Raw genomic sequence first — 25,831 nt, forward strand, 5'->3', positions numbered from 1 at the left:
TAGATTAGTCTTCGTTGATCTTTGGTTCGTACTTAGCTTGAACTTCAGCCTTGGACTTAGCCAAACCTTGAAGTAAGTCGAGATGTTCTGCAATGTGAATGTTCAAGTACTTGTCATAAAGGTCTTGGTTTTCCTTCAAGATCTTGAAGAACTTGTCACGGTATACGTACTTGTAGCTCTTTTGAGCGTTCAAGAGTGAACCATACATCGTGTGAAGAACTTGCCGTGAGTCATCACCATCAAGCAAACTCATAACGTTGGATTCGTTGATCGTTTCTGGCTTTGGAGCAGTCCCATCGGTTTGAGCGTTGAATACGTAGAATGATGCAACATCATCCAAGTTTTCGTAAGCAAACTTGTAAAGTTGAACCATAAACTTAGGATCGACATGGGCAATAACACGGAGAGCTTCCAACCAGTTAGTCCCAGCGGTCTTAACGTGCCAGCCATGTTGCTTGGAGATCCGGCCAATGATTTCGTATACAGAAAGCTTATCGGAACCAGAGTGAATACTCAACTTGTAACCGAACTTTTCAGCAATAGCTTCATGTACAACGTATTCACGTTCGAAGCGCTTTACATCACCGATGTAGTCAATAGCCTTCTGGAATTCACCATAGAACTTAGGTGCAATGGTTTCAGGAGTGATACCTTCGCGATGTAATTCGTTAGCAAAGAAGTAGTGGTTTGCAGGCGTCGTAGGAACAATCGTTTCATCCATAGAAATTTCGAAGTCCAAGTTGTAAGGTACGATGAACTTGTGGTAGATGAAGATAGCGTACTTAACAGCTCCATAGAAGATCAGAACTGATTCTTCAACGTCACGCTTGGAGAAGTGAACGGAAGCATCGTCGCTGATTTGGAACGTCTTGTCCAAGTAAGTCTTGTTGAAGCGTTCTACTAAATCGTCATCCAAAGCGTTGAACTTAGTGTCCAATTCTTCGTCAGAGAACTTAGCAACTTCGTTATGAATCTTTTCAGTAGCATCCAAAGTAATCATGGTGCAACCGGCCTTAACGGCGTAGTCAACTTCATGAGGATTCTTAACGTGGTCACCATCGTCAACCCAGCCATCAGTGTAACCTTCTTCAAAGACAGCCCAGCCGGCATCCAATAAGACATCGGTTTCGGTACGGTTCATCAATAGTAATTCACGAATTGATTGTTGTGCTAAGACTGGGACAATGCCACGGCCTTTGAACAAACGTAAGTGAGCGTTAGAAGCGTTCCCTAAACGGTCACCTAAACCAAAGGTGTACTTGTAACCATGACGTGAAGTAGGCTTGATCCAAGCAAAGCTCTTAGCAAGTGCACGCCAGTTGGTTTCGTTTAAATCACCAGTAATTAAAGTCTTGTTGTGGTCAACAATGCTTTCCTTGGCGTCAAAGTCTTTGACGTCATCGCGATCTTCGTAAACAACCAAAGTCTTGGCAGTTTGCTTGTTAACGGTTTCATGCAAGATGAAGTAGACGTTGCGGCGATCCACTTGAATTGAAGGTGCATAAACTTCTTTATCTGATAAGCTGTCGTAGTTGCCTTGGGCAGCAATAATCTCATAGACATCTGAAACTAACTTTTGTAAGTCCATTGATATAACCCTCCATAATGTAAGTTTGATAAAGTTTTTAAAAACCGTGATCCCAAATTATTTAGTATGACGATTAGTTCTTATCCTTGTCGGTAGCTTTGCTTTCACCAATCTTGCCGCCTTCCCAACGACCATGGTCAAGGTCATTGGCAATTTCACCAAAGCGCTTGTCATCCAGTTTGTATAAGAAACCGATTACAACTGCAGCAATGATTAAGCAAAGGCCAGGATACAACGTCATAGCGGCCTTGATACCATTTAAGGCACGAGGAGTTTGCGTTGCGTTGGCAACGTAACCCGTTAAGGCCAAGACACCGGCACTAACTAAAGCAGCCAGTGATTGTGCGATCTTCCGTGAGAAGTTAAATGCAGCGTATGTAATAGCTTCCTTACGGACACCTGAACGCCATTCACCGAAGTCGATAGCGTTGGAAACCATGGCCCAAGTAATCCCGTTGGGAATAGCTAAAGCCGTGTAACCAATGGTAACTAAGACAACGAATGTAATCACGTTTGAAGGCAAGAAGTAGTTCAACAGGTTAGCCACGGCACCAACAACGAAACTCCACATTGCGGTACGCTTTTGACCAAAGTGCTTAGTTAACGTAGGAATCATGAAGACCCCGACGATTGAGCAACCCATCATAACGGCGTTGATGATTGGCTGAAGACCAATGTTACCTAAGTTGTATTGTGCGTAGAACACCATCATTTGGTTGTTCGTGTTCATGGCAGAAATGGTAAACAAGGTCATCAGAATCAAGGCACCCAAAGGACCGTTCTTGAAGATAACTTTGATGTAATCTTTGAAACCTTCCTTTTTGGCTGCTTCACCAGTAGCACGGTGGACCTTAACGTTTTCCTTAGTACCTAAGTAACATACGGCAAACATTGCGATCCCAATGACAGCGAAGACTGCGGCTGCCCAGAAGTAACCGTGTTCTTCTTTGACACCAGTGTTCCCGTTAGCAATCAAACCCATCAAAGGAATAAATGCAACCCCGGCGATGAATTGTGCACCGACAGAACCAACTTGACGAGAAGTTGCCATGAAGCTCCGGTCTTGCGAATTCCGGGACATAACGGAAGCTAAAGAACCGTACGGGTCATTGGTAAATGAATAAACCAGGCCCCAGATCATGTATGCAGCATATGCGTAGATAATCTTTTGAACCCCAGTAAGACCAGATGGCATCGTAAACGTTACGACGGTCATAATCCCTAAAATGATGGCTGAAATCATCATGACCGGACGGAACTTACCACGTTTACCGATATTCTTCCGGTTATCAATTACTGAACCGGCGATAGGATCCATAAACGCATCGAAAATCTTGGTGAAGGCGAAAATACCAGCGACAGCTCCGGCACCGATACCACAAGCATCGATCCAGAACTTAGTCAGGTACGCCTGCCCAAGGTCAAACATGAAGCCGTTACCAAAGTCCCCAAACCCATAAGCAATTTTTTCATGGGTAGGAATCCGCTTAGATGAGTCATTCATCATTTCCCCATCTTTTACAGCGGGTTTTGGACTTGTTGCTGCCTCTTCACTCATTCGAGCACCTCCTTGAATCTGCTACGAACCATTAAGAGAAATCGCTTACAATTTTGATACACACGTTAACACAATTATCAGTGTGTCTTCGCTACTGCTCGCTGACTTCTGAATTATTTGTTAAACGTCAGGGCCTAAGCTATGCACTAGTAAGCGCTTTCCTTTAACAATGTCTATACTATCACAAACTCATGCACACGTTAACAATTTTTTAATAAAAAAAGGATTATTTTCTCAAATCCTTCACGGAATCCCGTACTATCAACGTTGGGACAATCACTTTTTTTATTGGATCTGTCATCGATCCATCCAATAATTTCGTCAAAGCATCGATACCTTCTTGGACAATATCATCAGTTGGTTTACGTACCGTCGTCAACCGCGGCACCAAATATTTCGCGTAACTCATGTCATCGTAGCCAATAATCGAGACATCATCGGGCACAGAATATCCGAGATCTTGGCAGGCCCGGACAGCGCCCGCTGCCATATCGTCATTCGAGGCAAAGACGCAGGTTGGTGTCTCAATTGCCCCAAGAATGTTTCGCATACCCTCGTAGCCGCTGTCTGGCAAGTAGGTCCCTTGCTGAACCCACTCCGGCTTAACAGTGGCGTCACTAGCTGTTGTGACGTCCACAAAGGCTTGTTGCCGGTCCTGCGTCGATACAAAGTCAGTGGCCCCTTTAATCAGGCCAAACTTCTTGTGGCCCATTCGGACGGCATATTCCATTAACTTCCGGGCACCCAAGTAATCATCCGTCGTAAAGTTCGACACATCTTCCCGGGCAATCTTTCGGTTCAGAACAACCACGGGTAGACCCCGTTCAATCATCATATTGATAAACGCATCATCGTTAACACTTTGACTGACCACAATAGCCCCATCGTATTGGTGGCGGCTCACTGCGGTAGTTCCATCGAGAGCTTCGATACTGTCAATAGAAATCGAATACCCCTCTGGCAAGGCTTCCTTTGACCGATTGATAACATCTACCAAGAAACTAGGTGAAGTCCCAGTATCTAGCTCAGAAAAGAAGATGCCGATAATGAAGGAGCGCTTCTCCACCAGCCCCTTGGCATTAATATTTGGCACGTAGCCCAAGTCGTCCGCAATCTTGCGAATCTTCCGTTTCGTTTCCTCTTTGACTAAGGGACTATCGTTCAACGCACGAGAAACCGTGGTGTGTGAGACGTTAGCACGCTTAGCAATCGTCAAAATCGTTACTTCTTCCAATGTAGTTGCCTCCTGTTACGATCATCAATTGCTCGACTCTCTATTTTTGCAGTTAAACGGGCTAACTTAAGTACGCCTTGCGACTTTCTAAGGTGTTAACGTTATCTATCTAGACTGCTCGCTAAACCTACTATAACAAAATCGCCAACCAAATACAGTGTTTTGGCCGACGATTTTGTTTAATTTATGCAAGAGCATGATCCTTATAAAATTGGTCTAGTTGTGGTCTGGTTGGGTAACCATCGTTATCACCTGGACTCTGAACCGCCAAGGCGCCGATCACGTTAGCGCGTTGCAACGCGCCTGGAAGCGGTTGTCCTTCCAGCAAGCTAGAGATCAAGCCAACCGCAAATCCATCCCCCGCTCCCACAGTATCGATCACCCGTGGTACGGTGAATCCAGGAACCGAAAATTTTCGGCCATCCGCCAGTTTGGCAAATGCGCCCGCCGCTCCCAGCTTGATGACCACCGCCTTCGTCGTGACACCGCGTTGCAAGTAAAAGTCTGCGATCTCCTCGGGAGACTGCTTACCGGTCAGCGTTCGACCTTCACTAAGCCCAGGCATGACAATCGTCCCGTAGCGCGCCAAGTCATTGGTCACCCGCACCATCTCAGCTTGGGAATCCCATAGCGTTGGCCGTAGATTAGGATCAAACGTCACCGGAATCCGGTTATACACCAAATCAGCGTTCAACTGGCGGTAGGCCGCCAAACAGTTTGGTGAAAGCGCCGCAAAGATCCCCGAGAGATGGGCAAAACGAACCCCCGTCAGGCTCACCGTCTGGAGGTCTTCTGGCTGGTAATTAGCCGCTGCCGACCCCTGGCGGAAGTACGCCACCGCTGGATCGCCATGACTGACCCGTTGCTTCAAGTAAAAGCCCGTGGGTAGTCCTGGCTTCGTTAGCAGCGCCGCATCCGCTACGCCATCCGTTCGCAAAACGTGCCGTAAATACACGCCAAACGGGTCATCGCCGACCGCTGAAACATAGTCAACTGGGTGCCCGAGACGGGCCATGCCAATGGCAACGTTAAGTTCAGCACCGGCAGAAAACTTTTGAAACTTCTGTGCCTTAGCCAGATCAACATCGCTCTCTTGCGCTTCGAAAACCACCATTGGTTCTCCAATCGTTAGGACCTCTCCCATCTCGTCACCTTCCCTCTAGGACTTGCTGATTGCTTCCCATAGCCCATTCAGATACGTCAGTCCCAGTGCGCGGTCGTATAGTCCGTACCCCGGACGACCAGCCTCACCCCAGATATCTCGACCATGGTCGGGACGGATGACGCCATCAAAACCGGTATCATGAAGAGCTTTCATGATTTCATACATATCTAGTGATCCCTCGCTAGAGAGATGAGCCGCCTCACGGAAGTCGTGACCATGCCCAGCATACTTGATGTTTCGAGCGTGGACAAACGGCACACGTCCCTGCGCTACGAATTCACGAATAATCGCGGGAATATCGTTATCCGGATTTTCACCCAGACTACCCGTACAGATCGTAAACCCATTAGCCAGCGATGGATTCATTGCGACAATCGCCCGCATATCGGCCGCATTCTTGAAGATCCGTGGCAGGCCAAATAATGGCATTGGCGGATCATCGGGATGGATGGCCATCTGAATGTGGCATTCCTCGCAAACCGGAAGAATCGCATCCAAAAAGTATTTGAGATTAGCCGCCAGCCGGGTCGCATCAACATCGGCGTAAGCCTTGAAGAGCTGTTGAACCTTAGCCAACCGTTCGGGTTCCCACCCTGGCAAGCTAAAGCCATTGTCCCCCTGCTGAATCTGCTGAATCAAAACTTGTGGATCTTCCGCCGTGTAACGTTCTTGGAACGCCAACGCCTTAGAACCATCATCCAGCTTGAAATGCAGGTCGGTCCGAATCCAATCAAAGATCGGCATGAAATTGTAGCAAATCGTTTTGACCCCAACTTGTGCGAGGTTCCGAATGGTCTGTTGGTAATTTTCAATGTATCGATCACGCGTCGGCAATCCAATTTTAATGTCATCGTGAATGTTGACGGATTCGACAATCGTAAATTTCAACCCAGCAGCTTCTATCTGGGCCTTCAGTGCCTTGATCTTAGCCAGTGGCCATACTTCACCGACCGGCACATCAAAGAGCGCCCCGACGACCTGCTTAGCGCCCGGAATCTGCCGAATATCTTGGAGCTTAACGGCGTCCTCATCAGGCCCGTACCAGCGAAATCCCATTTCCATCTCTTAGTCTCTCCTTTAATTGCGGTAATTAACGCAGATCACCCATGGCAACTTGATCCATGTCATCGTAAGTCTGGTTTTCACCACACATTGCCCAGATGAAAGCGTAGTTCGTTGTCCCTACCCCACAGTGAATGGAGTAACTTGGGTTTACAACGGCTTGATCCTGCTTCATCCAGATATGCTTCGTATTTTCTGGGGTCCCCATAAAGTGCGAAACCCGCGTATCAGCAGCGCCAAATTCACAGTACAGGTACGTTTCCATCCGCCGTGCATGGGTATGTGCTGGCATGGTGTTCCAGGAGTTGCCTGGTTCCAAAACCGTGTAGCCCATCTGTAACTGACACGTCTGCATGGTCGAAGCATCAATATACTTGTGAATGACGCGCTTGTTCATGTGTTCTTGATCGCCCTTAGGCATGGCAATGGCGTCCTTGTAGACCAGCTTCTTATTCGGATAGGTCTTATGTGCTGGCGTTGAAACGACGTAGAACTTAGCCGGATTGTCTGGGTCGATGGAGTTGAAGACCACATGCTGCGTCCCCATGCCGATGTAGAACCCATCGTGAGGTGCAATCGCACTCTCTTCACCATCAATCGTGACTGTCCCAGCACCACCAATATTGATGAAGCCTAATTCGCGGCGTTCCAGGAAGAAATTCACGCCAAGTTCCTTATCAAGCTTAATTTCCAACGGTGCGTGCACGGGCGTGACCCCACCAAAGATCATCCGGTCATTGTAGGTGTAAGTCAATAAAATATCATCCGGACTGAAAATCTTTTCCATTAAGAACTGTTCGCGCATCTGATCCGTATTGTAATGGTCAATATCCTCAGGACTGTGTGCGTACTGCGTAGTCATATTGAATGCCATGATATTACCTCCATATGTAATTTATTAACCTACTAATGAATCCGTTTCTCTCAATCTGTATGTCTTGCGTTCCCAGCTACCAGTTTAGCACATGCTGAGGGAAATTCCCCTTCATATATCACTGGTTTAGGCAGCCGCCAAGCCTAATTCTAACTGGCTTGTAATAACTTTCACGTTCAAAGTAAAAAATGAAGGTCATTGAAAGTCCAACAAACCCTTTACCTATCACGTTTACGGGATACGTGTGCCTACTGGGTTGGAACCGCATTCATTAATAAATGTTAACGTGTTCATTATAATGAATTTCGGCTCCTTTTGCCAGTCACGCCTTATCCCCCTGCACTAAAAAACGCCGGCACCACTGATGAGTCTCTCACCAACACCGACGATTCTATCCTGTTAAATATCCAGATCTGTTTTATCACTTGGGCTAACGTTCATGAAGTAGCCTGGGAACTTATCCAACAAGTACTTGCGCTCCTGTAGCATCAACCTTAAATGGGCTGTCGTTTGGAAGCGTACATCTTCCAGATCACGCCGATACACGACGTCCAGCAAGCTTTCGTGTTGCTGCAAAATCGTTTGCCAATTCAACCCATTGACCTTCAGACGAATCCACCGGAACCGGTTCAGTTGCATGTTGACCGTCTGTAACCAATCCCAAATATTATCGCGATCGGCAATCGTATAAAAGCGATGATGGAAGGCCTCATCGAGATCAAAGAAGGTATCTGGATCCTCCTTTTGAATCGCAACCGCCTGTTCACGCAAGTTTACCTTCTGCTCCCGATACGCCGCTTCCGTCATCTTTGCTGTAGCTTCCAGCATGATTTCAACTTCGACATTCTGTCGTACAAACCGCGCATCCTTGGCCTTTTCCATGTCAATTTGGGAAATATACGTCCCGCTTTGCGGAATCACGTCAATCAGGCCATCCCGCTCGATTCGAATAATAGCTTCCCGAACCGGTGTCCGACCAATCCCCAACTCTTCAGAAATAGTCTTCTCGGAAATTTTCTGACCGGGAATAAACTTATTATGCATAATCCGATAGCGAAGCTCAGAGTACGCCTCATTCCGCATATTCTTCGTCATTTGTTGCATCTCAACTACACCTCCTTGTTTGCCTCTCATTTACTTGTATATTAGTTTAACACAGGTTCACCCGCATTTCTCTTGATTTTTAAGCGACCATTTTGCCGAAATTGTTAGGTAAAACGATTAACTCGTCTAGATAATGCGCTTTCATTTTGCTATTCATTTAGTAAAAAATATTTAATTCGCGTGATTTTACTAACATATTAATGTTTCAGTTCACCTTTCTAAATTAGTTAAGACCTACTAAACAATTTGCCTGTTTTTGCGCAATACTTCCCAAATCCGACGCAAAAGGTGCCTTCACATTCTGCATGAAGGCACCCATTTTTAAGTATTTATGCAATTAAAAGACCTGTTTATACAATACGGCAGCCGCAATCGCACCGGCAGTGGGGGCAACGATTGGCACCCAACTGTAATTAAATTGCGAACTTCCCTTATGTGGAAATGGCCAAACAGCATGGAGCAACCGTGGCCCAATATCTCTGGCAGGATTCAGCGCCGGACCCGTTGGCCCCCCGAAAGAAATCACCAAACACATGACCAGGAATCCTAACCCAATGAAGTCAGCACGGGGATCGATCTTATCCGCCGTCATACTAACAGCTCCCAATACCAACAGGAACGTCCCTACAAATTCGTTAATAAACCCGTTCAATTGGCTATTCGCAGCATCAATGGTGGAGAACGTCCCCAGGATGGCCTCCGTGTCCGTTGTCCGGTCATAGTACGGCTTGTAAGCCAGAACGATGACTAACTGACCAATGATAGCCCCCACCGTTTGAGCCAGAAGATACGGCCCAACCTCCTGCCAAGGAAAACTCCCAGTCACCGCCATGGCGACTGTCATAGCAGGGTTGATCTGTGCCCCTGAAATGGTAGCAAACATCAGTGCTGGGATCATCACCCCAATACCATACCCAAAACCAATTAGGATCCAGCCACCGTGATACCCCTTGGTGCCCTTCAATTCAACGTTGGCAACCGAACCGTTACCCAGGGCCACCATGACGGCTGTCCCAATCAATTCGGCCATACACCGAACGAATAAAGAATAATGCATGAATTCATACCTCACTAATAATATTTTCTTTTTTATCCTGCCGAAAATGTTCGCGCTCATCCTCAATGCAATCAACGCTCAGAAAACAGCAGCATTAATATCATACCCCTATTGCGGCCCGCTTTCAGTAGTATTTTCATGATTTAGGCCCATAATTTGAAAATTATCTTAAAATTAGTCTTCAATTAAGTTGCCACCCCGCCTTAAGACTGCAAATGCCGAACTATTTTTTCATTGTTCGGCATTTGCTTTCATCATGCCAACACTTTCTGAAAGCAAAAAACGTGGTGCTCTTTCCCAAAGGAAAGGACACCACGTCCAAACAATCTTGTTTATTTACTTTAACCCTAGTCCTTCTTGTCGAAGAAACCAAAGTAATCGTGAGCGTTGTTGTAAGAAATATCTTCAACAATCTTGCCCAGGTAATCGTAGTCTTCTGGCACTTGACCAGTCGTGACCCATTCACCGATCAAGTTGCAAAGAACCCGCCGGAAGTACTCGTGCCGCGTGTAGGAAAGGAAGCTCCGAGAATCAGTCAGCATCCCCACGAAGTTTGGTAACAGGCTTTGTTGGGCCAGAATGTTCAGCTGATCATGCATCCCATCACGGGTGTCGTTGAACCACCATGCACAGCCCAATTGCAGCTTTTGCACGCCGTCGCCTTGGAAGCTTTGCATCCCAGTAGCCAATTCCATCCAGTCGTTAGGGTTCGTGGAGTAGAAGATCGTCTTAGGAATCCCGTCTTCTTCAGACATGGCACTCATCAACTTCATCATTTCACCAGCAATACCTGGTTGTGAACCCATGGAGTCCCAGCCAGTGTCGGCACCTAACTTACGGAACATTGGGCCGTTAGCGTTACGCAGGACGTTCATGTGGTACTGCATCGTCCAGCCAAACTTTTGGTTCAAGCGCATTAAGACCTTCAGCAACTTCGTTTGGTACTTGTTAATTTCGTCATCAGTCAATTGTGAGTTATCCTGACGTGCCTTGGCCATGATGGCATTAAATTCGTCATCGGTCGCATCGGCATAGTGATACGTGTTCAGGCCATGGTCAGACAGACTCCCACCCATTGAGGCGAAGAAGGTAAAGCGTTGTTCGAGGGCCTTGGTCAAGGAAGCCAGGTCACTGATTTTAACGCCAGAGACATCGCTCAGCTTGTCCATGTATTCACCGTAATTACCTTGGTTGATCCGTACCAGGTTATCTGGCCGCATCGCTGGTAAGACCTTGAACCCATTTTCCTTTTCTTCGGCCTTTAACAGCTTGTGGTAGTGCAGGTCAGAAGCGGGGTCATCCGTTGTGCAAACTACCTTAACGTTGGCGTTTCTGATCAAGCTCCGTGGCTTGAAGTCGTCGGTTTGCAGTAAGGCGTTGGCCTTCTTCCAGATGGCTGGCGCACTCTTTTCATTGAAGACTTCGTCGATACCGAAGAAGCGCTTCAGTTCCAGGTGGGTCCATTCGTAGAGTGGGTTCCCAATGGCCCGGTCGATTGTCTTAGCCCAAGCCAAGAACTTCTGGTATTCGTCACCGTCACCAGTAATCAATTCTTCGGGAACACCGTTAGCCCGTTCCAGACGCCACTTGTAGTGGTCACCGGCGTTGCCATCGTTCAACCAGATCCGAGTGATGTTAGGATAGTTCTTGTTTTCATAGATATCCTTTGGGTCTAGATGACAGTGATAGTCAATAATTGGCATCTTTTCTGCGTGTTCGTGGAATAATTTCTTAGCTGGTTCGTTCGTGAGTAAAAAGTCTTCGTTCAATAAAGCCATTTCAAAAGTCTCCTTTAATTTTTTAAAAATTATTGGTCATTACTTCTGATTACAATTGTTCTCTTGTAGTCATTGAGAAACATTAGTTCTTAGAATTCTTTTCCCGTAAAATTGCCGCGTTACTTTCAACCCGCTTCTTGTTCAGCGGGTAGAAGAACAGCATCACCAGAGCGGCCAATCCACAGCAGACAGCCGGAATACCGGAAGCCAAGTAGTAGATTCGGTCAATCACTTGTTGGGATTGTTCGGCCCCACCGGAAGTGGAGGAAACGTAACCGATCATGGTCAACATGAAGGCCCCAAAACTGCCACCTAAGGCTTGAGCGACTTTCCGGGCGAAGGAATTCACCCCATAGATCGTCCCGTCTTCACGAATCCCGGTCGTTACCTGTTGGTTATCGATAACGTCGGTGATGAAGGCCCAGACCATCAGGTTAAACATCGCTGCCCCTAAGCTTCCAAAGAATAGAAAGACCAGGTAAACCATAGCGCTACTGGTGTGGATAAAGACCAAGGCCCCGTACACGATGCTGGCAAAGAACAGGGAAACCACCGTCACTTCCTTACGACCAAACTTCTTCGTAAAGTATTGGGCGAATGGCGCGAGCAACAGCACCGTCGCAAAGTTGAAAATCAACGCGATCGACATGGCACTACTGTTCTTAAAGTAGTCGTTAAACAGGTAAGAGATATTAGTCCCAGACAGGTTCTGGTTGATTACCAGAATGATATCCAAGACGACCAGGATAACCAGCGCCCGGTCCGTAAACATATCCTTCATGACCGTTCCCAGAGGAACCGATTCGCTCCGTTGGGTCCGTACCCGTTCCGTTGGTAGCTTACTGGTCAAGATGTAGCAGCCAAACCCTAAGATTGCCATGACGGAGGCCACTAACCAGAAACGCACGCCGTCAATTCTCTGCGTAGCGCCGACGTACATGAAGATTGGCACCACAAAACTAACGATGGCACTCCCCGTTGCGGACCCTAAACTCCGCCAAGTAGACAGTGAAGTCTTGTCGTTAGGCGAGTCGCTTAACGCGGACGCCATGGAGCCGTAAGGAATGTTAACAGTGGAGTAGAAAATCCCCCAGAGTAAGTAAGTGATAAAGACATAAGTTATCTTGATTGGAAACGCCAAATCTTTAACGAATGGCACAAAAACCAAGATGGTCGCGATGAGTAGTGGGTACTTGAAGCGGGCAATCCACGGAATGAATCGACCACTCTTGTGGAGCTTACTACTATCGACCAACCGACCAACAGTGATATCAGCAATGGCATCAATAAACCGGGCAATCAGGAACAGGAGTCCCACGGTCACCCCTGATAATCCCAACACGTTGGTGTAGAAGATCATCAAGAAGGTATTCACAACAGCGAATGAGAAGTTGTTCCCAACATCTCCGAGGGCGTAACCAAAACGGTCAGCCCAACCAAACGGCTTTGAACGATCAATACTTGTTTTTTGTGTATCCATTTTTCCAACCTCCGGCGAGTCGCCTAGATAATTTTTAAAGTGAGATTCCGCAAATTTAGCAAATGATTAGATTGAGATTAAGTCCTTAACACTAGACTCAACGCTCAGCTCAATGTCTGAATCGCTTACATTATTAAATTTAATGATAACTTGACGCTTTTCGCCATCGAAGAACCAGCCTTCAGTGGCGGCATTGAACTTGTCAAACTTAAGGAATTGCGCCAACGGTTTGCCTTGAAGTTCAATCGTTAATGGAGCGATGTCTGGGCAACAAACACGGAACGTGTAACTCTTCAGCTTGGAATCGTAAGTTCCTTGCTTATGCAAGTTAATTAACGTTTGGTGCTTGCTTGGCTTGACCGCAATATCAGTAGTCAAGAAGTCCCCTTGCTTGTAGCTCATCGTCTTCCCATCATCTTCATACAACTGGAAGTCGCTCGCCGTTGTCGGCTCAACTAAGACATCCAAGTTCTCAACCGTATCATTGTGAATATTCATGAGGCCTTTGCTTTCAGGAATAATACTCCCGGTCCGCAAGAACATTGGAATACTCCCAAGGTCGACGGGAACTTCGATGGTTTGACCCCCATTGTAGTAGTGATACGTCGTTAAATCATACCAATCGGCACCCTTTGGTAGGTAAACTTCCTTGGTCGTTTGTCCCTTATCCACCACGTTTGCAACCAGTAATGATGACCCCAACATGAACTCAAAACTCTCTTCGAAAGTCTTCGGGTCATTTTGGAACTCATAAACTAACGGCCGCATGATCGGTGCTCCGGTCACTGAAGCTTCGTGCAACAGTGAGTAGAAGTAAGGAATCAGTTGGTAACGCAACTGAATGGCATCGCGAATGTACTTCGTGTAGCTTGGGTACATCCACGGTTCCGTGACCGTGTTGTCGTCATTCGATGAGTGAATCGAGAACCGTGGCTGGAAGATCCCGTTTTGGACCCACCGGACGAACAGTTCTGGTTCTGGCGCTGGGCCATCGAATCCGCCAATATCACAGCCCTGGTTGGCGACCCCGGAGAGTCCCATCCCCAGAATCGTTGGGATATTGTATTTCACATTGGTCCAACTCGTCCGGTTATCACCGGCCCAGGTCTGTGCATACCGTTGGATCCCGGCAAAACCAGCCCGGTTGATCAGGTATGGTCGGACGTTAGGATCGTAATCGGCAATCGCCTTTTGGGCCGTCTTGGCCATCATCGTTGGCATGATTGGTTTCACTTCACCGATAGTTGCGTGAACGCCATCTGCATCAACTTTGGCGGCGGTTTCATTAATTTCATATTCGTTGTTATCGTTCCAGATACTGGTGATCCCTAACGACAACAGTTGTTTCGTCATAAATTTCGACCACGTTGCCCGACCGCTCTCACTGGTGAAGTCAACGAAGTGCGCTGCACCACCCCAGTATTGGTCTTCTTGGTCGGCCTGACCATCCGGCGTCTTGATGTAAGCGTCAGCATCGGCAAAGTCCTGAGCAAGCGGGTGCGTCACCAGCATACCTGGCTTAACGTTTGGCGCTAACAGAACACCCTTTTCCTTCAACTTGTTGACAAAGTCTTGGGGATCAGGGAACCGGTCCTTATTCCAGTTAAAGACGTACCGTTTGCCATCGTCACCCGTCGTGTAGCCAGATGACATGAAGAAGCCGTCACAAGGAATATCATTCTTCTTGCAGGTATCGACGAAGTCCAAAATAGCTTGGTCGGCGTCCTTATCCAGTTCCGTGTAGTACATGGTCGAGCCCATGTAACCCAGCGAAGCCTTAGGCATCATCGCCGTCTTCCCGGTCAAGTCCGTGTAGTGTTTAACCACGTCCTTAATGGTTGGTCCAGCAATGAAGAAGACATCCAGGTCGCCACCGTCACATTCAAAGTAACTGTAACGGTGCCAGTAGTTACTGTGCTCACTGTCCATATCGAACGTGGAGTCATTAGAATTGTTGTAATAGAGCCCCGAAGCAATGTCCATTTCGCTATCAAAATTGATATAGAACGGAATCATCTTGTAGAGGGGATCAGATTTAGCAGCATTCCAACCTAAGGAATCCGTGTTGTGCATCCGCATCCGACGCTTAAACTTGTTGAGTTCCCCGGACTTTTCACCAAATCCGTAGAAGAAGTTGTGGTCACCCATCGTACTGTAGTGGTACGACCGGCCCAAGTCATCTTGAAGGAAGGAACGCTTTGGCAAATCTTTATGTAAGACATTGCCCGCCTTATCGATGACTTCAAATCCAAACGGATCCCGGTTGATCTTTAAGGTTAAGTTCGCCGTCGAGACTGAATAGCTGTCCGCGTCTTCCTCAAGATCGAGTGGTAACGGCTTAACACGCTGCCGCTCACCCGCCATTAATCCATCCGTCTTATCTGCCCACGCAGTCTTGACTAGAGCATATGACGCTTCTGGAGCAAATTCATCCTTGAAAGTCCCCCGCATCCGGATAATATCGTTATCCAGCAGGTAGACCTGGAACTGGGCGCCATTGGTCTTGATAGCCAAATAGTCGCCGCAGTTTTCCACGGATTGAATCTTGCTGCTTAACTTCATTAATCTCACTCCTTGTCTAAAAAAGCTGTCTTGTGCCCGATATATCCCGCCAATTCTCAGTAATGGGACCTAACAATTGAAATAGTAATATATCAGTTCCGCCAACACCCATATCTTACTAGTTAGTGAAAGCGCTGTCAACGGATGTTTGTCGTTCTTTACTGGCCATTCTGAACCACCCTCCGTGCAAAGCCCGTCACTTCAACATTTCTAAAATAATGGCCATTCATTATTTTAGAAAAATAAATTAATTTAGAACCTGAAATTACGTGAAAATATGACCTGACCCCTGAACTTTTACAGCTAATATTCGTTCATTAATCTAAAAAATATGAAACTAATTGGTTCCAATTCGCTAGACTTAAATACCAGTTTTACCGTTCCTTTACCAATTCGTGCTTTCACAGTGGACCACCTCGTTCCAAGGCGTTCCCTGGCAACCTTACGTATAATCACAATTGTCCTAGACCACTACAAAAAAGCTCAGGAATTTTCATCCTGAGCTTCTGGTTTTCACCATTTAAAATTTTAAGTTATTTGATCTTGTCGACCGCGTGGCCACCAAAACCATTCCGCAAAGCTGAAACAACTTTACCCGTAAAGGTATCGTTTTCCATCGAACGGTAACGCATCATCAACGCTAAGCTGATAACGGGAACAGGAACTTCTTGGTTAAGGGCTTCTTGTAACGTCCACTTACCTTCACCAGAACTGTGCATCGTCCCACGAATTTCTTCAAGGTTGGCATCCTTGGAGAAGGCTTCTTGAGCCAATTCCATGAGCCATGACCGTACAACAGAACCGGAGTTCCAAAGTTGGGCAACGGCTTCGTTATCGTAGTTGAAGTCACTGTGTTCCAGGACATCAAACCCTTCACCGATAGCTTCCATCATCCCATATTCAATACCATTGTGCACCATCTTCAAGTAGTGACCTGAGCCAGCAGCGCCAGTGTACAGGTAACCATTCTTTTGAGCGATACCTTCGAAGATCGGCTTCAACGTTTCAAAGGCTTCGGCGCTGGTCCCACCGATCATAAAGTTCCCATCGTGACGGGCACCAGATTGACCACCGGACGTTCCACAATCGAAGAAGTTGATTCCCTTGGCTTCAGCCTTCTTGGCATCTTCAACGGAATTCTGCCAGAATGAGTTCCCACCATCAACGATGTAGTCGCCAGCACTTAATACCTCAGTCAACGTTGCAACAGTTGATTCAGTTGGCTTGCCAGCTGGCAACATCAACCAAACAATCTTAGGAGAAGGCAACTTGCTAAGCAAGTCTTCCAGTGACGTAGCTGCTTCTGCGCCAAACCCAGCAACTGCTTTAACAAAATCTTTGTTCAAATCAAATCCAACAACTTCGTGACCGTTGTCCATCATATTTTGAGCTAAGTTGCTACCCATCTTACCTAATCCAACTAATCCAATCTTCATGGTATAAGTTCCTCTCTGCTTGAAAAAAGTAATATATCAGTTAACGACTCCCATTATATGAAAAACTTTTACAAATTTCAAGCTGTTTTTGTAAATAAATCATCAAAACTAACAATTTATTCCTTTGGTGCGCGTTTCCGTTGATATTCTGCGATACTGTTGTACTCAGTTTGTAACTTCCGACCTAGGCGAATGTAAATTGGCATGATTTCGCGGTAGTTTTCGAAAGTTTCAGGGTTTGGTTCGTAAGTGTTCATCTTCCCGATAAACTTCTTAACGACTGACAGGTCATCGGCTAAGCCTAAACTGATCTGTGCAATCACCATGGCACCCAGGCAACCACTTTCGAAGGCTTCTGGAATTGTTACGGGTTCTTCGAAGATGTCGGCCAACATTTGACGCCATAGTGGTGAGCGGGCAAAGCCCCCAGCAGCCAAGATAGCAGTTGGTTCCATGGCCTCCTTCAAAGCCAATTCAACCGTGTAGAGGTTGTAAACAATCCCTTCCAGTGCGGCCCGGACCATGTGTGACCGGTTGTGTTGCCGGGTCAAACCGAAGTAAGATGCCCGTGCGTTACCATCCCAGATTGGAGCCCGTTCGCCACCTAAGAATGGGTGGAAGATCAAACCATCGGAACCGGCTGGCACCTTGCTAGCAATCTCAGTCAGCAAGTCGTATGGATCCTTACCTTCCTTTTTGGCCTGTTCCTTTTCAGGAGCAAAGAGGTTATCCCGAACCCAACGGAAGACGATCCCCCCGTTGTTCACTGGACCACCAATGATCCACTTACCCTGCATAACTGGGTAGCAGTAAATCCGGCCTTTAGGATCGATTTGAGGCTTGTCAACGAACGTCCGAACGGCGCCAGAGGTACCGATCGTAACCGCTACTTCACCCTTGTTAATCGCGCCTAACCCAATTTCAGAGAGCGCACCGTCAGTTCCACCCATGATGAATGGCGTGTCAGCAGAAAAACCAATCTTCTTGGCAATTTCTGGATGCAGACCTTTCATCTGGTAAGTGGTATCAACGAGTTCTGGCAATTGATCACGAGTAATCCCCGTCAGCTTCATGGATTCTTCGTCCCAATCCATTGTATGGATGTTGAAGAGCCCCGTGGTAGAAGCCATGTTGGTTTCTTCCTTGAGTTGACCAAAGTACCGGTACAACAGGTATTCCTTCAAGCCAACCCAGTATTGGGTCTTCTTGTAGGTATCTGGGTGTTGTTCCTTGATCCAGAGTAACTTGTAAACGACACCCATTGGATGGGTTGGCAGACCAGTCCGCTTGTAAAGTTCCAGACCACTGCCGTCAGCAGCCATCCGTGAGGCAACCTTTTCAGAACGGTTGTCGGCCCACGTAATAGCCCGCGTCGTTGGCTTGTAATCGGCATCCATCCCCACCAAACTGTGTTGTTGGGTTGACCAGGAAACTCCTAAGATCTTACCTTCCTTAGGGTCGGCCTTGGCCGTAACTTCCTTCAAGGCTTCAACGGAGGCGTCAAAGATAACGTCGGGGTCTTCTTCGGCCATGTCGGGGTTATCTTGAATCAGGGGGTAAAGCTTGTTGGCATAGCCAAAGATTTCCCCATCAGTGTTGTATAGTACGGCCTTGGTACTCGTGGTACCAACGTCAATTCCGATTAAATAATCCATAATTTTCAACTTCCTTTTATTTTGACGATTTTTGGATTTCACAATATTTTCGGTTGCCTGGTCGTCTCAACCGTTTGGGAACGGCCGATAACCAGCACACAGTGTATAACTTCAGGATATAAACAGGGCCACGTGCCCTCTGATTAGCAGCACATGGTCCCGTTCCGCCCGTTTACTAGGCTAAAGTACTCGTTAATTCACGAACCAACGGCTTGTTGGCAACAATATTCTTCACATCACTAACACACTTTTCACCCATCCCATGAAGGCATTCGTAGGTGTAAGCGGAGGTATGTGGCGTCAATAAGACACGGTCGTTTTGCAGTAATGGTGAGGTTGCCCGAACAGGTTCAACTTCAACAGCATCAGCAGCGTAACCAGCAACTTTACCAGACTTGATTCCGTCTAAGAGGGCCGTTTCGTCGATGAGGGCACCACGCGCGTTGTTGCACAGGTAAACACCCTTCTTCATCTTGGCGATCTTCTTAGCATCGATCAAATGGTAGTTACCATCGTTCAGAGAAGCATTCAAAGAAATGTAGTCAGCCTTTTCCAACAGCGTATCTAAGTCAACGCGTTCTACGTTGTGGCTCTTCAACCAGCCAGCTGGGGCCTTTGGATCTGGGTCGTTAACCAGAATAGGACCACCAAAGACACTGAATAATTCAGCAACCCGGCTACCAATGTTCCCACAGCCGATAACCCCGAAGGTCTTGCCAGATAATTCATTACCCATGAATTCAGCACGGTCTTCGTAACGGTCATCACGTTCGCGTTCTGCGGATTGTACCGTCCGACGAACTAAAGTCATCAAGTTAGCCAATTCGTTTTCGGCAACGGAGTCACGTTCAACCAATTGTGGCACGATAGCAACCTTAGTCCCATGTTCCTTAGCAGCCTTGATATCAACGTTGTTGAAACCAATACCGTGACGGGAAATCAATAAGGTCTCGTCCTTGTTGTCGAAGAATTCCTTGTTAAACATTGGCGTAACGGAAGCAATGATAATGTTATAGCCGTTGAGTTCCTTAGCTAATGACTTACCATCGATATCGGTTGGGAGCATGAAACGCTTAACTTCACCGATTTCTTCGATTTGTTGCCAGTGTTCCTTGAAGACTTGTCCAAAACTACTTGAGTTAACCACCGCAATTTTATATTGTGCCATTTTCCAAAAACCTCCAAAATAATTAAATTCAAATTCAATCTTACACCTGTAGCTTCCAAAGATGCGTATAATGTTGATAGACATCTGCTAGGAGGCTAATTATGAAAACCATCACCATCGACTTCGTTCGCCACGGTCAAACCATCTTCAACACCATGGATAAACTCCAAGGCTGGGCTGATTCACCGCTTACGGCGGACGGTATCGCAACTGCCGATCAAGTCGGTCAATTATTGCAAGATACCAAGTATCAAAGCTACCATTCGTCCGACCTCAAACGTGCCATTGATACGGCTAAACATATTATTCAGCCCAATCATTTTCTTCAGGAAGAACCCGAACAACACGAAGATTTCCGCGAAGTGTTCTTTGGTTCTTACGAAGGCTTGGATTATCACCAAGCCTGGATTGCGGTCGGCAAAGACCAACAGTTAGGCTGCAAGACCCAAGCCGAAATCATCCAGAAATACTCGTTTGACGTTGCCCGGAATGCCATGCACGCCGCAGACCCTCGTCATCTTTCAGAAGACGGCACCACGTTCAGTAGTCGTGTCGACCGTGGGATTCAGGAGTTACTCACTGAAGCTCACGACGGCGACCGCCTCCTCGTAGTGACCCATGGCACCTTGATTCGCTCGCTGGTGCTACGGTACGGTCCGGACTTTGACGCTCTGGGAAACTATCCAGCCAATGGTGGGATTACCACCTTAGTGGCGCAGGGAACGGATGCCGGCTTTACCGGCAAGGTCACTGCCTACAACCGCGTCAACTAAGCCTTGATATGCATGGTGTACGCCATGGTTGCCGTTTCACCAGCAGCCACGTGATGGTTGCCTTCCTTACTCTTCAGCTCACGTAAGTCCCCTGAGACATCTGGCAAACCATTGAATGGTTCAACACAGAGGAATGGTGCGTTGGCACCTTCCTTGGTCCAGAGCGTCACGTAGTCAAAGTCTTGGACATCCAAGGTAATGGATTGGCCGCTGACCTTAGACCGTAACGTCACGTGTTCCAGGCCTGGTGCGTTCAGGATAATCAAGCCGGCATCAAACATCGGATAGGTCAAATCAATCACGCCATCTTCATTCTTGAACGGTAAACTCTTGCCGCTCCGGAATGGATTTGGCGTTTTTACGATCTCGAAGTTGGTTAAGTCTTTAGGTGCTGGCGTTAACGCAACTTGGTAGTCCGTAAACTTCTCGCCATCTGCGAATGGAACGTTGAATGCTGGGTGAGAACCGAGTGAGAAGGACAGGTCCTTCGAATCATGGTTCTTGACGTCGAACTTCAAGTGCAAGCCATCGGCCGTTAAGCTAAAGGTCACTTGTAGTTCAAAATCAAAGGGATACATTTTTTTCGTTTCGTCGGTTGCCCGGGCTGACAGGGTCACAGCCGAGTCAGTTTGGTTCAGAACGGCGAAAGTCAAGCCACTAACGAACCCATGCTGAGGCATTTCGAACTTCTTGCCATCAATCAAGTAGCTATCTTCGTTTGAACGACCAATTGCCGGGAATAGTACCGGCGCATGTTTTGGCCAGAGATCGTTGTTCCACATTAAATCACGACCTGTAGTCTGATCTACAAAATGGGTTAACTCGGCTCCAACTTCATTAATCGCAACCCGAAAGCGACTGTTTTGAATGGTGATCATAAAAATTCACTCCTCATGTGTTCTATGTGTGGCGATCATTAATTAACTATTATTTAGCGTGCTTTGCTAAGGCATCTTCGATGGTCTTAACGATAGCACCCTTACCAGCGATCATTTGGCTGAAGTAGTTTTCAACCTTTTCACCCAAACCAACGGCGTAAAGATCTTGACCGAAGATGGAGGTGTTGGTCAAAACATCCTTCAAGTGGGCGTGAACGTCAGTAGTTTCGCCTAACTTGATGTCACCAACGTACTTCTTCAAGTCATCCATCATAGGATCTGGACTTGGTTCGAAGGCTTCACCTTCATCGTTGACAGCCATCAGGTAACGGAACCAGCCGGCAATCGTCAATGGAATGAATTCCAAGGTCGAAGGATCAAAGCCGTCGCGGTCAACGTATTGCTTGATAGTTACCCCGTAACGAACTGGGATCTTCTGCGACGTATCGGTAGCGATCCGTTGTGGCGTATCAGGAATGTAAGGGTTAGGCAAACGCTTCGTAACCAATTGGTCGATGAATTCCTTAGGATTGATAACCTTAGGATCCGTAACAACTGGCAAGCCTTCAACGTAACCAATTTGCTTGATAACACCAACCAGGTCCTTGTTTTGTAATTCGTCAGAGATTGACTTGAATTGCAGAACACTACCAAAGATAGCTAAGGACGTGTGCAGTGGGTTCAGGCAGGTCGTAACTTTCATTTCGTCAGCTTCGCCAACCGTCTTACGATCAGTTAAGATCACACCGGCGTCTTCAAACTTTGGCCGACCATTAGGGAAGTTGTCTTCAACAACTAAGTAGTGAACTTCTTCAGTGTTGGTGAATGGTGCAATGTTGGTGTGCTTTGGCGTGTGGATGATCTTGTAGTCATCGAAGCCAGATTCCTTCAACTTAGCACTAACCGTTTCAGATGGGTTTGGCGTGATCCGGTCGATCATGGAAAGTGGGAAGCTAATCTTCTTGCTGTCTTGTAAGTAGTCTAAGAAGTCTTGGCCCACGAAGCCATTTTCTTTCCAGCCCTTGGCAATCGTCAAGACACTGTCCTTTAACTTGTCCCCGTTGTTGGAGAAGTTATCGGTACTCATCAGAGTTAATGGCGTTGCGCCGTTTTGGAAACGACCTAACAGTAAGGCAACTAAGCCAGCCATGTTCCCCTTAGGTGCTGCTGGACCAGCGGCCAAATCAGCTTTGGTGAGGTCATTCAAGTCACCAGCAACCGTCTTTAAGTTGTAACCCTTTTCAGTAATAGAGAAGGAAACCACTTGCAGTGAAGGTGCCTTGAAGATTTCTTGCATCCGCTTCCAGTCAGATTCACGCGCTGGCGTAGCGAACAGTGATTCAGTAACTGAAGCAAACAATTCCTTGTCAAAGTTACCATCAGCCTTGGTAACGACCCGTAAGATCCGATCGTTGAATGGCTTGTAAACATTATCGACAACTGAGTTATCGTAGGTATCGGCTACAATAACACCAGAATCCAATTCGCCTTTTTCAATTAAAGTGTTGGCAATGGATGCGTGGAATGCCCGGAACAAGTTACCCCCACCAAAGTGAACCCAACGTGGGTGTTCGTTTGTTGCCGTCCGTAATTTGTCTTGATCATAAGTAGGAACCGTAATCCCGGCTGCCGTAAAAGCCGCCTTGTTGTTTAAGTAATCATCCGTTAATTTAACCATCTGAAACCGCCCTTTCATTTGTCAAAGTCTCGAACTGTCAAATTCAACTAATGGTCGAACCCATCAGCGCTGTCCAACTAATATACTAGTATGACAGTGTAACCGATTTCATAATACAATATTCTCAGGAATTGTCAACTATTTCAATTTAACTAAACCGGGGTTAACCTTGTTGCACCGCATCTTTAGGAAAAATTGTAAAGTTTACGTCTTGAAAATATTTCTTTGGCACGAAAATATCTAGTACATTAGTTATGTACGACGTTTAAGTTAGCGCTACCAATTCAATAACCATCGAAATGTTAACGTGAACATTACGTACAGTCATAGTATATCACTTGATATAGAATCTTTAAATCCCTAACTTTGACTTCCCGGCAAATAAAAACGCGAAAGCCTATGCCTCCGCGTTCCATTCCGCTTTATACTCTGCCAAAAAGTCTAACATCACCTGCTGACGATGTTCAGCGACATCTTTAGCCGCTGACGTGTTCATCAGGTCTTTTAGCGTGAGTAGCTTTTCGTAAAAATGATTAATAATTGTCTCGTTATTTAGATTACGATATTCGGCGTGCGTCATCTCAGTCCGTGGCTTAACGGCTGGGTCATAAATCTTTTCGCCAAAATGGCCACCAAAGTAGATAGCACGGGAAATTCCGATCGCCCCGATGGCATCTAATCGGTCGGCGTCCTGCACGATTTGACCTTCGATTGGCAGTGGCTTGGCTGTGCCATCTAATGTTTTGTGGTAGGACATGTTATCCATAATCAAGAAAATCATATCGCTTTGAGCAGCCGTAAATCCCTGTTGAGCCAAGAAATACCGCACTTCTTGACTGGCTTGAGCCGTATCGGCCACCAGCTTTTCATCGATAACATCGTGAAGGTAAGCCGCTGTCACCGTCAACACCCGATTGGCTTCGGGATAGTGTTTTACCAGTCGATCTGCTAGTCCCACAACGCGTTGGATATGATCGAAACCGTGGCCGGTCTCATCGTCCCCCATTTTGGCTTGCGAAAACTTTTTTACTTCGTTTAAAATTTTTTCTTCTGTCATATCAGTTTGTCTGCTCCTTTGTAGGTTCATCGTCATTGGCAGGTGGATCGCCAATAAAGCCATAGAAGAACAAGTGCATGAGTTGATCCGCATATTTCTTGTATTCCGTGGCACTACCGACCAGTGGATGGCTGGCTGGGGAACTAAAGTATTGCACGTACATATCCAAATACATAATCAGAGCCTTATCGGTAAGTGACGGCGCAATCATCCCTGCCGCACGACCACGGGCGATGACGCTGTCCCAAAACCGCTCTTTACCATCTTGATAGGCCTGATAGGCTTCATCGTTACCTAACCGACCACCCATGTCGTCTGCGACAAATTGATAAAAGTCATCGCTCATCTCACCAGCGTAGGTGGTCTTCGTGGTAATCATGAGCTGAATCAATTCCCGAAAAGATCGTGAATGATCATCAACCATCCGTTGATAATCGGCATACCCCGTCTCAATAAGTGCCAAGACGACCTGATGCCCCAAAGTCAATTTACTGTCAAAATACTTATACAACGTTACCTGAGAAACCTGCGCCTCGGTCGCCACATCTTTAATGTGGGTCACTTTAAAGCCGTCCCGCATAAATAACTTTTCAGCCGCCCTCAAAATATTCTGCCGCTGCTGTTCTCGTCGTTGTTGATTCGTCGCCACATTTTTCACCACCCTTTTAAAAACATTTACCGCTGTTAATTTTAGCATACCTCATTTCGGAAGAGTTTTTAATTTTAGTGAACTATTTTGGAAAAATAGTTCACTTTTCTATTGACTTCCAGGGGGTGGGGGCTTACGATGATAGCGATTTAGAAACCGTGAGGAGGGATCTATATGACGAACGAACCAGTCTTACAAATTAATCATCTTCAAAAAAAGTTTGGCCACTTTGAGGCCTTGAAAAATATTACCTTCAATGTTCATGCCGGCGAGGTCTTTGGCTTTATCGGACCAAACGGTGCTGGTAAATCAACGACAATTCGGGTTTTACTCGGCCTCATTCGGGCAACTGACGGGAACGCCACGATCTTCGGTCAAGACGTTTGGACAAACAGCGTCGACATTCATCGCCGTTTAGCATACGTTCCTGGAGACGTCTATCTCTGGCCCAATCTTACTGGTGGGGAAATTATTGACCTGCTGCTAAAGATGAATGGCACACAGCATTCTTCCCGAACCGATGAGCTGATCAAGCAATTCGGCTTGGACCCGACCAAGAAGGCCCGGACCTACTCCAAAGGAAATCGTCAAAAGGTCGCGTTGATTGCCGCCTTCTCTCAGGACGCAGACTTCTACATTTTCGATGAACCCACGTCTGGCCTCGATCCCCTGAATGAACGGCAATTTCAAATGGCCGTTCTTAATCTGAAGCAACAGGGTAAGGCGGTCCTCCTATCCAGTCATATCCTTTCAGAAGTTGAACGCATGTGTGACCGTATCGCCATTATTCGTGAGGGCACGATCATTGAAACGGGTAGCCTTGCTGAAATGCGGCACCTGACGCGAACCGTGATCAACGTCACGTTAAAGACGCCACTCGATTTGACTCAGCTCGCAGGCGTTCACAACGCCGAAGCTGGTCAGCATCCGAACGAATGGCAATTCTCAGTCGAAGCTAAGTCCCTTCCTGCGGTCATGACGGCATTAACAGATCACCATATTATGGCTCTACAAAGTACACCACCAACCCTAGAAGATCTTTTCATGCACTACTACACGACGGAAAAGGAGTGAG

General features: G+C 46.8%; 20 protein-coding genes. 2 read left to right on the forward strand and 18 right to left on the reverse strand.

Annotated elements, in window-relative coordinates:
- Positions 1 to 4: 4 nt before the first annotated feature.
- The 14 genes from ACEPSU_RS11960 to ACEPSU_RS12025 form a co-directional block, all read right to left on the reverse strand.
- On the reverse strand, positions 5 to 1,588 hold the full coding sequence (locus ACEPSU_RS11960; protein ID WP_395321896.1) for a tagaturonate epimerase family protein: 1,584 nt from the start codon (positions 1,586 to 1,588) through the stop codon (positions 5 to 7).
- A gap of 73 nt (positions 1,589 to 1,661) precedes the next feature.
- On the reverse strand, positions 1,662 to 3,146 hold the full coding sequence (locus ACEPSU_RS11965) for a glycoside-pentoside-hexuronide (GPH):cation symporter (RefSeq protein ID WP_395321898.1): 1,485 nt from the start codon (positions 3,144 to 3,146) through the stop codon (positions 1,662 to 1,664).
- A gap of 226 nt (positions 3,147 to 3,372) precedes the next feature.
- Positions 3,373 to 4,380: a LacI family DNA-binding transcriptional regulator gene (locus ACEPSU_RS11970; protein ID WP_395321900.1), complete on the reverse strand. Its 1,008-nt coding sequence runs from the start codon at positions 4,378 to 4,380 to the stop codon at positions 3,373 to 3,375.
- Between the two features lie 184 nt (positions 4,381 to 4,564).
- Complete coding sequence (locus ACEPSU_RS11975) at positions 4,565 to 5,524, reverse strand: sugar kinase (protein WP_395321902.1); 960 nt, start codon at positions 5,522 to 5,524, stop codon at positions 4,565 to 4,567.
- Between the two features lie 15 nt (positions 5,525 to 5,539).
- Positions 5,540 to 6,607, reverse strand: coding sequence for a mannonate dehydratase (gene uxuA / locus ACEPSU_RS11980; protein WP_395323437.1), 1,068 nt, complete (start codon positions 6,605 to 6,607; stop codon positions 5,540 to 5,542).
- Between the two features lie 28 nt (positions 6,608 to 6,635).
- The gene (gene kduI / locus ACEPSU_RS11985) at positions 6,636 to 7,481 is read right to left on the reverse strand and encodes a 5-dehydro-4-deoxy-D-glucuronate isomerase (RefSeq protein ID WP_395321906.1); all 846 of its coding nucleotides are present in this window, start codon (positions 7,479 to 7,481) and stop codon (positions 6,636 to 6,638) included.
- A gap of 399 nt (positions 7,482 to 7,880) precedes the next feature.
- On the reverse strand, positions 7,881 to 8,585 hold the full coding sequence (locus tag ACEPSU_RS11990; protein ID WP_020089510.1) for a GntR family transcriptional regulator: 705 nt from the start codon (positions 8,583 to 8,585) through the stop codon (positions 7,881 to 7,883).
- A gap of 337 nt (positions 8,586 to 8,922) precedes the next feature.
- Positions 8,923 to 9,642 (reverse strand): MIP/aquaporin family protein, encoded by a 720-nt coding sequence (locus ACEPSU_RS11995; protein WP_020089511.1) that lies wholly within the window; start codon positions 9,640 to 9,642, stop codon positions 8,923 to 8,925.
- 347 nt (positions 9,643 to 9,989) lie between these two features.
- A complete protein-coding gene (gene uxaC, locus ACEPSU_RS12000; protein WP_260338709.1) occupies positions 9,990 to 11,420 on the reverse strand; it encodes a glucuronate isomerase in 1,431 nt (476 codons plus the stop codon).
- A gap of 82 nt (positions 11,421 to 11,502) precedes the next feature.
- A complete protein-coding gene (locus tag ACEPSU_RS12005; RefSeq protein WP_020089513.1) occupies positions 11,503 to 12,900 on the reverse strand; it encodes an MFS transporter in 1,398 nt (465 codons plus the stop codon).
- A 66-nt stretch (positions 12,901 to 12,966) separates the two neighbouring features.
- Positions 12,967 to 15,462, reverse strand: coding sequence for a TIM-barrel domain-containing protein (locus tag ACEPSU_RS12010; protein WP_395321910.1), 2,496 nt, complete (start codon positions 15,460 to 15,462; stop codon positions 12,967 to 12,969).
- A gap of 533 nt (positions 15,463 to 15,995) precedes the next feature.
- A complete protein-coding gene (gene gnd, locus ACEPSU_RS12015) occupies positions 15,996 to 16,898 on the reverse strand; it encodes a phosphogluconate dehydrogenase (NAD(+)-dependent, decarboxylating) (RefSeq protein WP_020089515.1) in 903 nt (300 codons plus the stop codon).
- A 116-nt stretch (positions 16,899 to 17,014) separates the two neighbouring features.
- On the reverse strand, positions 17,015 to 18,553 hold the full coding sequence (gene gntK / locus ACEPSU_RS12020) for a gluconokinase (protein ID WP_395321913.1): 1,539 nt from the start codon (positions 18,551 to 18,553) through the stop codon (positions 17,015 to 17,017).
- Between the two features lie 175 nt (positions 18,554 to 18,728).
- Positions 18,729 to 19,721, reverse strand: a complete 993-nt coding sequence (locus ACEPSU_RS12025) for a D-isomer specific 2-hydroxyacid dehydrogenase family protein (protein ID WP_020089517.1) — start codon at positions 19,719 to 19,721, stop codon at positions 18,729 to 18,731.
- Positions 19,722 to 19,822: 101 nt separating this feature from the next.
- Here ACEPSU_RS12025 and ACEPSU_RS12030 point away from each other — a divergent pair, with 101 nt between their 5' ends.
- Positions 19,823 to 20,494, forward strand: a complete 672-nt coding sequence (locus tag ACEPSU_RS12030) for a histidine phosphatase family protein (RefSeq protein WP_395321915.1) — start codon at positions 19,823 to 19,825, stop codon at positions 20,492 to 20,494.
- On the opposite strand, the gene ACEPSU_RS12035 is transcribed toward ACEPSU_RS12030, so the two are convergent.
- The 4 genes from ACEPSU_RS12035 to ACEPSU_RS12050 form a co-directional block, all read right to left on the reverse strand.
- Positions 20,491 to 21,372, reverse strand: a complete 882-nt coding sequence (locus ACEPSU_RS12035; protein ID WP_020089519.1) for an aldose 1-epimerase family protein — start codon at positions 21,370 to 21,372, stop codon at positions 20,491 to 20,493. The genes ACEPSU_RS12030 and ACEPSU_RS12035 overlap by 4 nt on opposite strands.
- Before the next feature lie 49 nt (positions 21,373 to 21,421).
- Positions 21,422 to 23,050, reverse strand: a complete 1,629-nt coding sequence (locus ACEPSU_RS12040; protein ID WP_395321918.1) for a mannitol dehydrogenase family protein — start codon at positions 23,048 to 23,050, stop codon at positions 21,422 to 21,424.
- A gap of 397 nt (positions 23,051 to 23,447) precedes the next feature.
- Positions 23,448 to 24,107, reverse strand: a complete 660-nt coding sequence (locus tag ACEPSU_RS12045) for an HD domain-containing protein (RefSeq protein WP_395321920.1) — start codon at positions 24,105 to 24,107, stop codon at positions 23,448 to 23,450.
- Between the two features lies 1 nt (position 24,108).
- A complete protein-coding gene (locus ACEPSU_RS12050; protein ID WP_020089522.1) occupies positions 24,109 to 24,756 on the reverse strand; it encodes a TetR/AcrR family transcriptional regulator in 648 nt (215 codons plus the stop codon).
- A 174-nt stretch (positions 24,757 to 24,930) separates the two neighbouring features.
- On the opposite strand from ACEPSU_RS12050, the gene ACEPSU_RS12055 reads away from it, so the two are divergent.
- Positions 24,931 to 25,830, forward strand: a complete 900-nt coding sequence (locus ACEPSU_RS12055; protein WP_260338742.1) for an ABC transporter ATP-binding protein — start codon at positions 24,931 to 24,933, stop codon at positions 25,828 to 25,830.
- Position 25,831: the final 1 nt, after the last annotated feature.

It is taken from the genome of Levilactobacillus parabrevis (assembly GCF_044051715.1).
Lineage (GTDB): Bacteria > Bacillota > Bacilli > Lactobacillales > Lactobacillaceae > Levilactobacillus > Levilactobacillus parabrevis.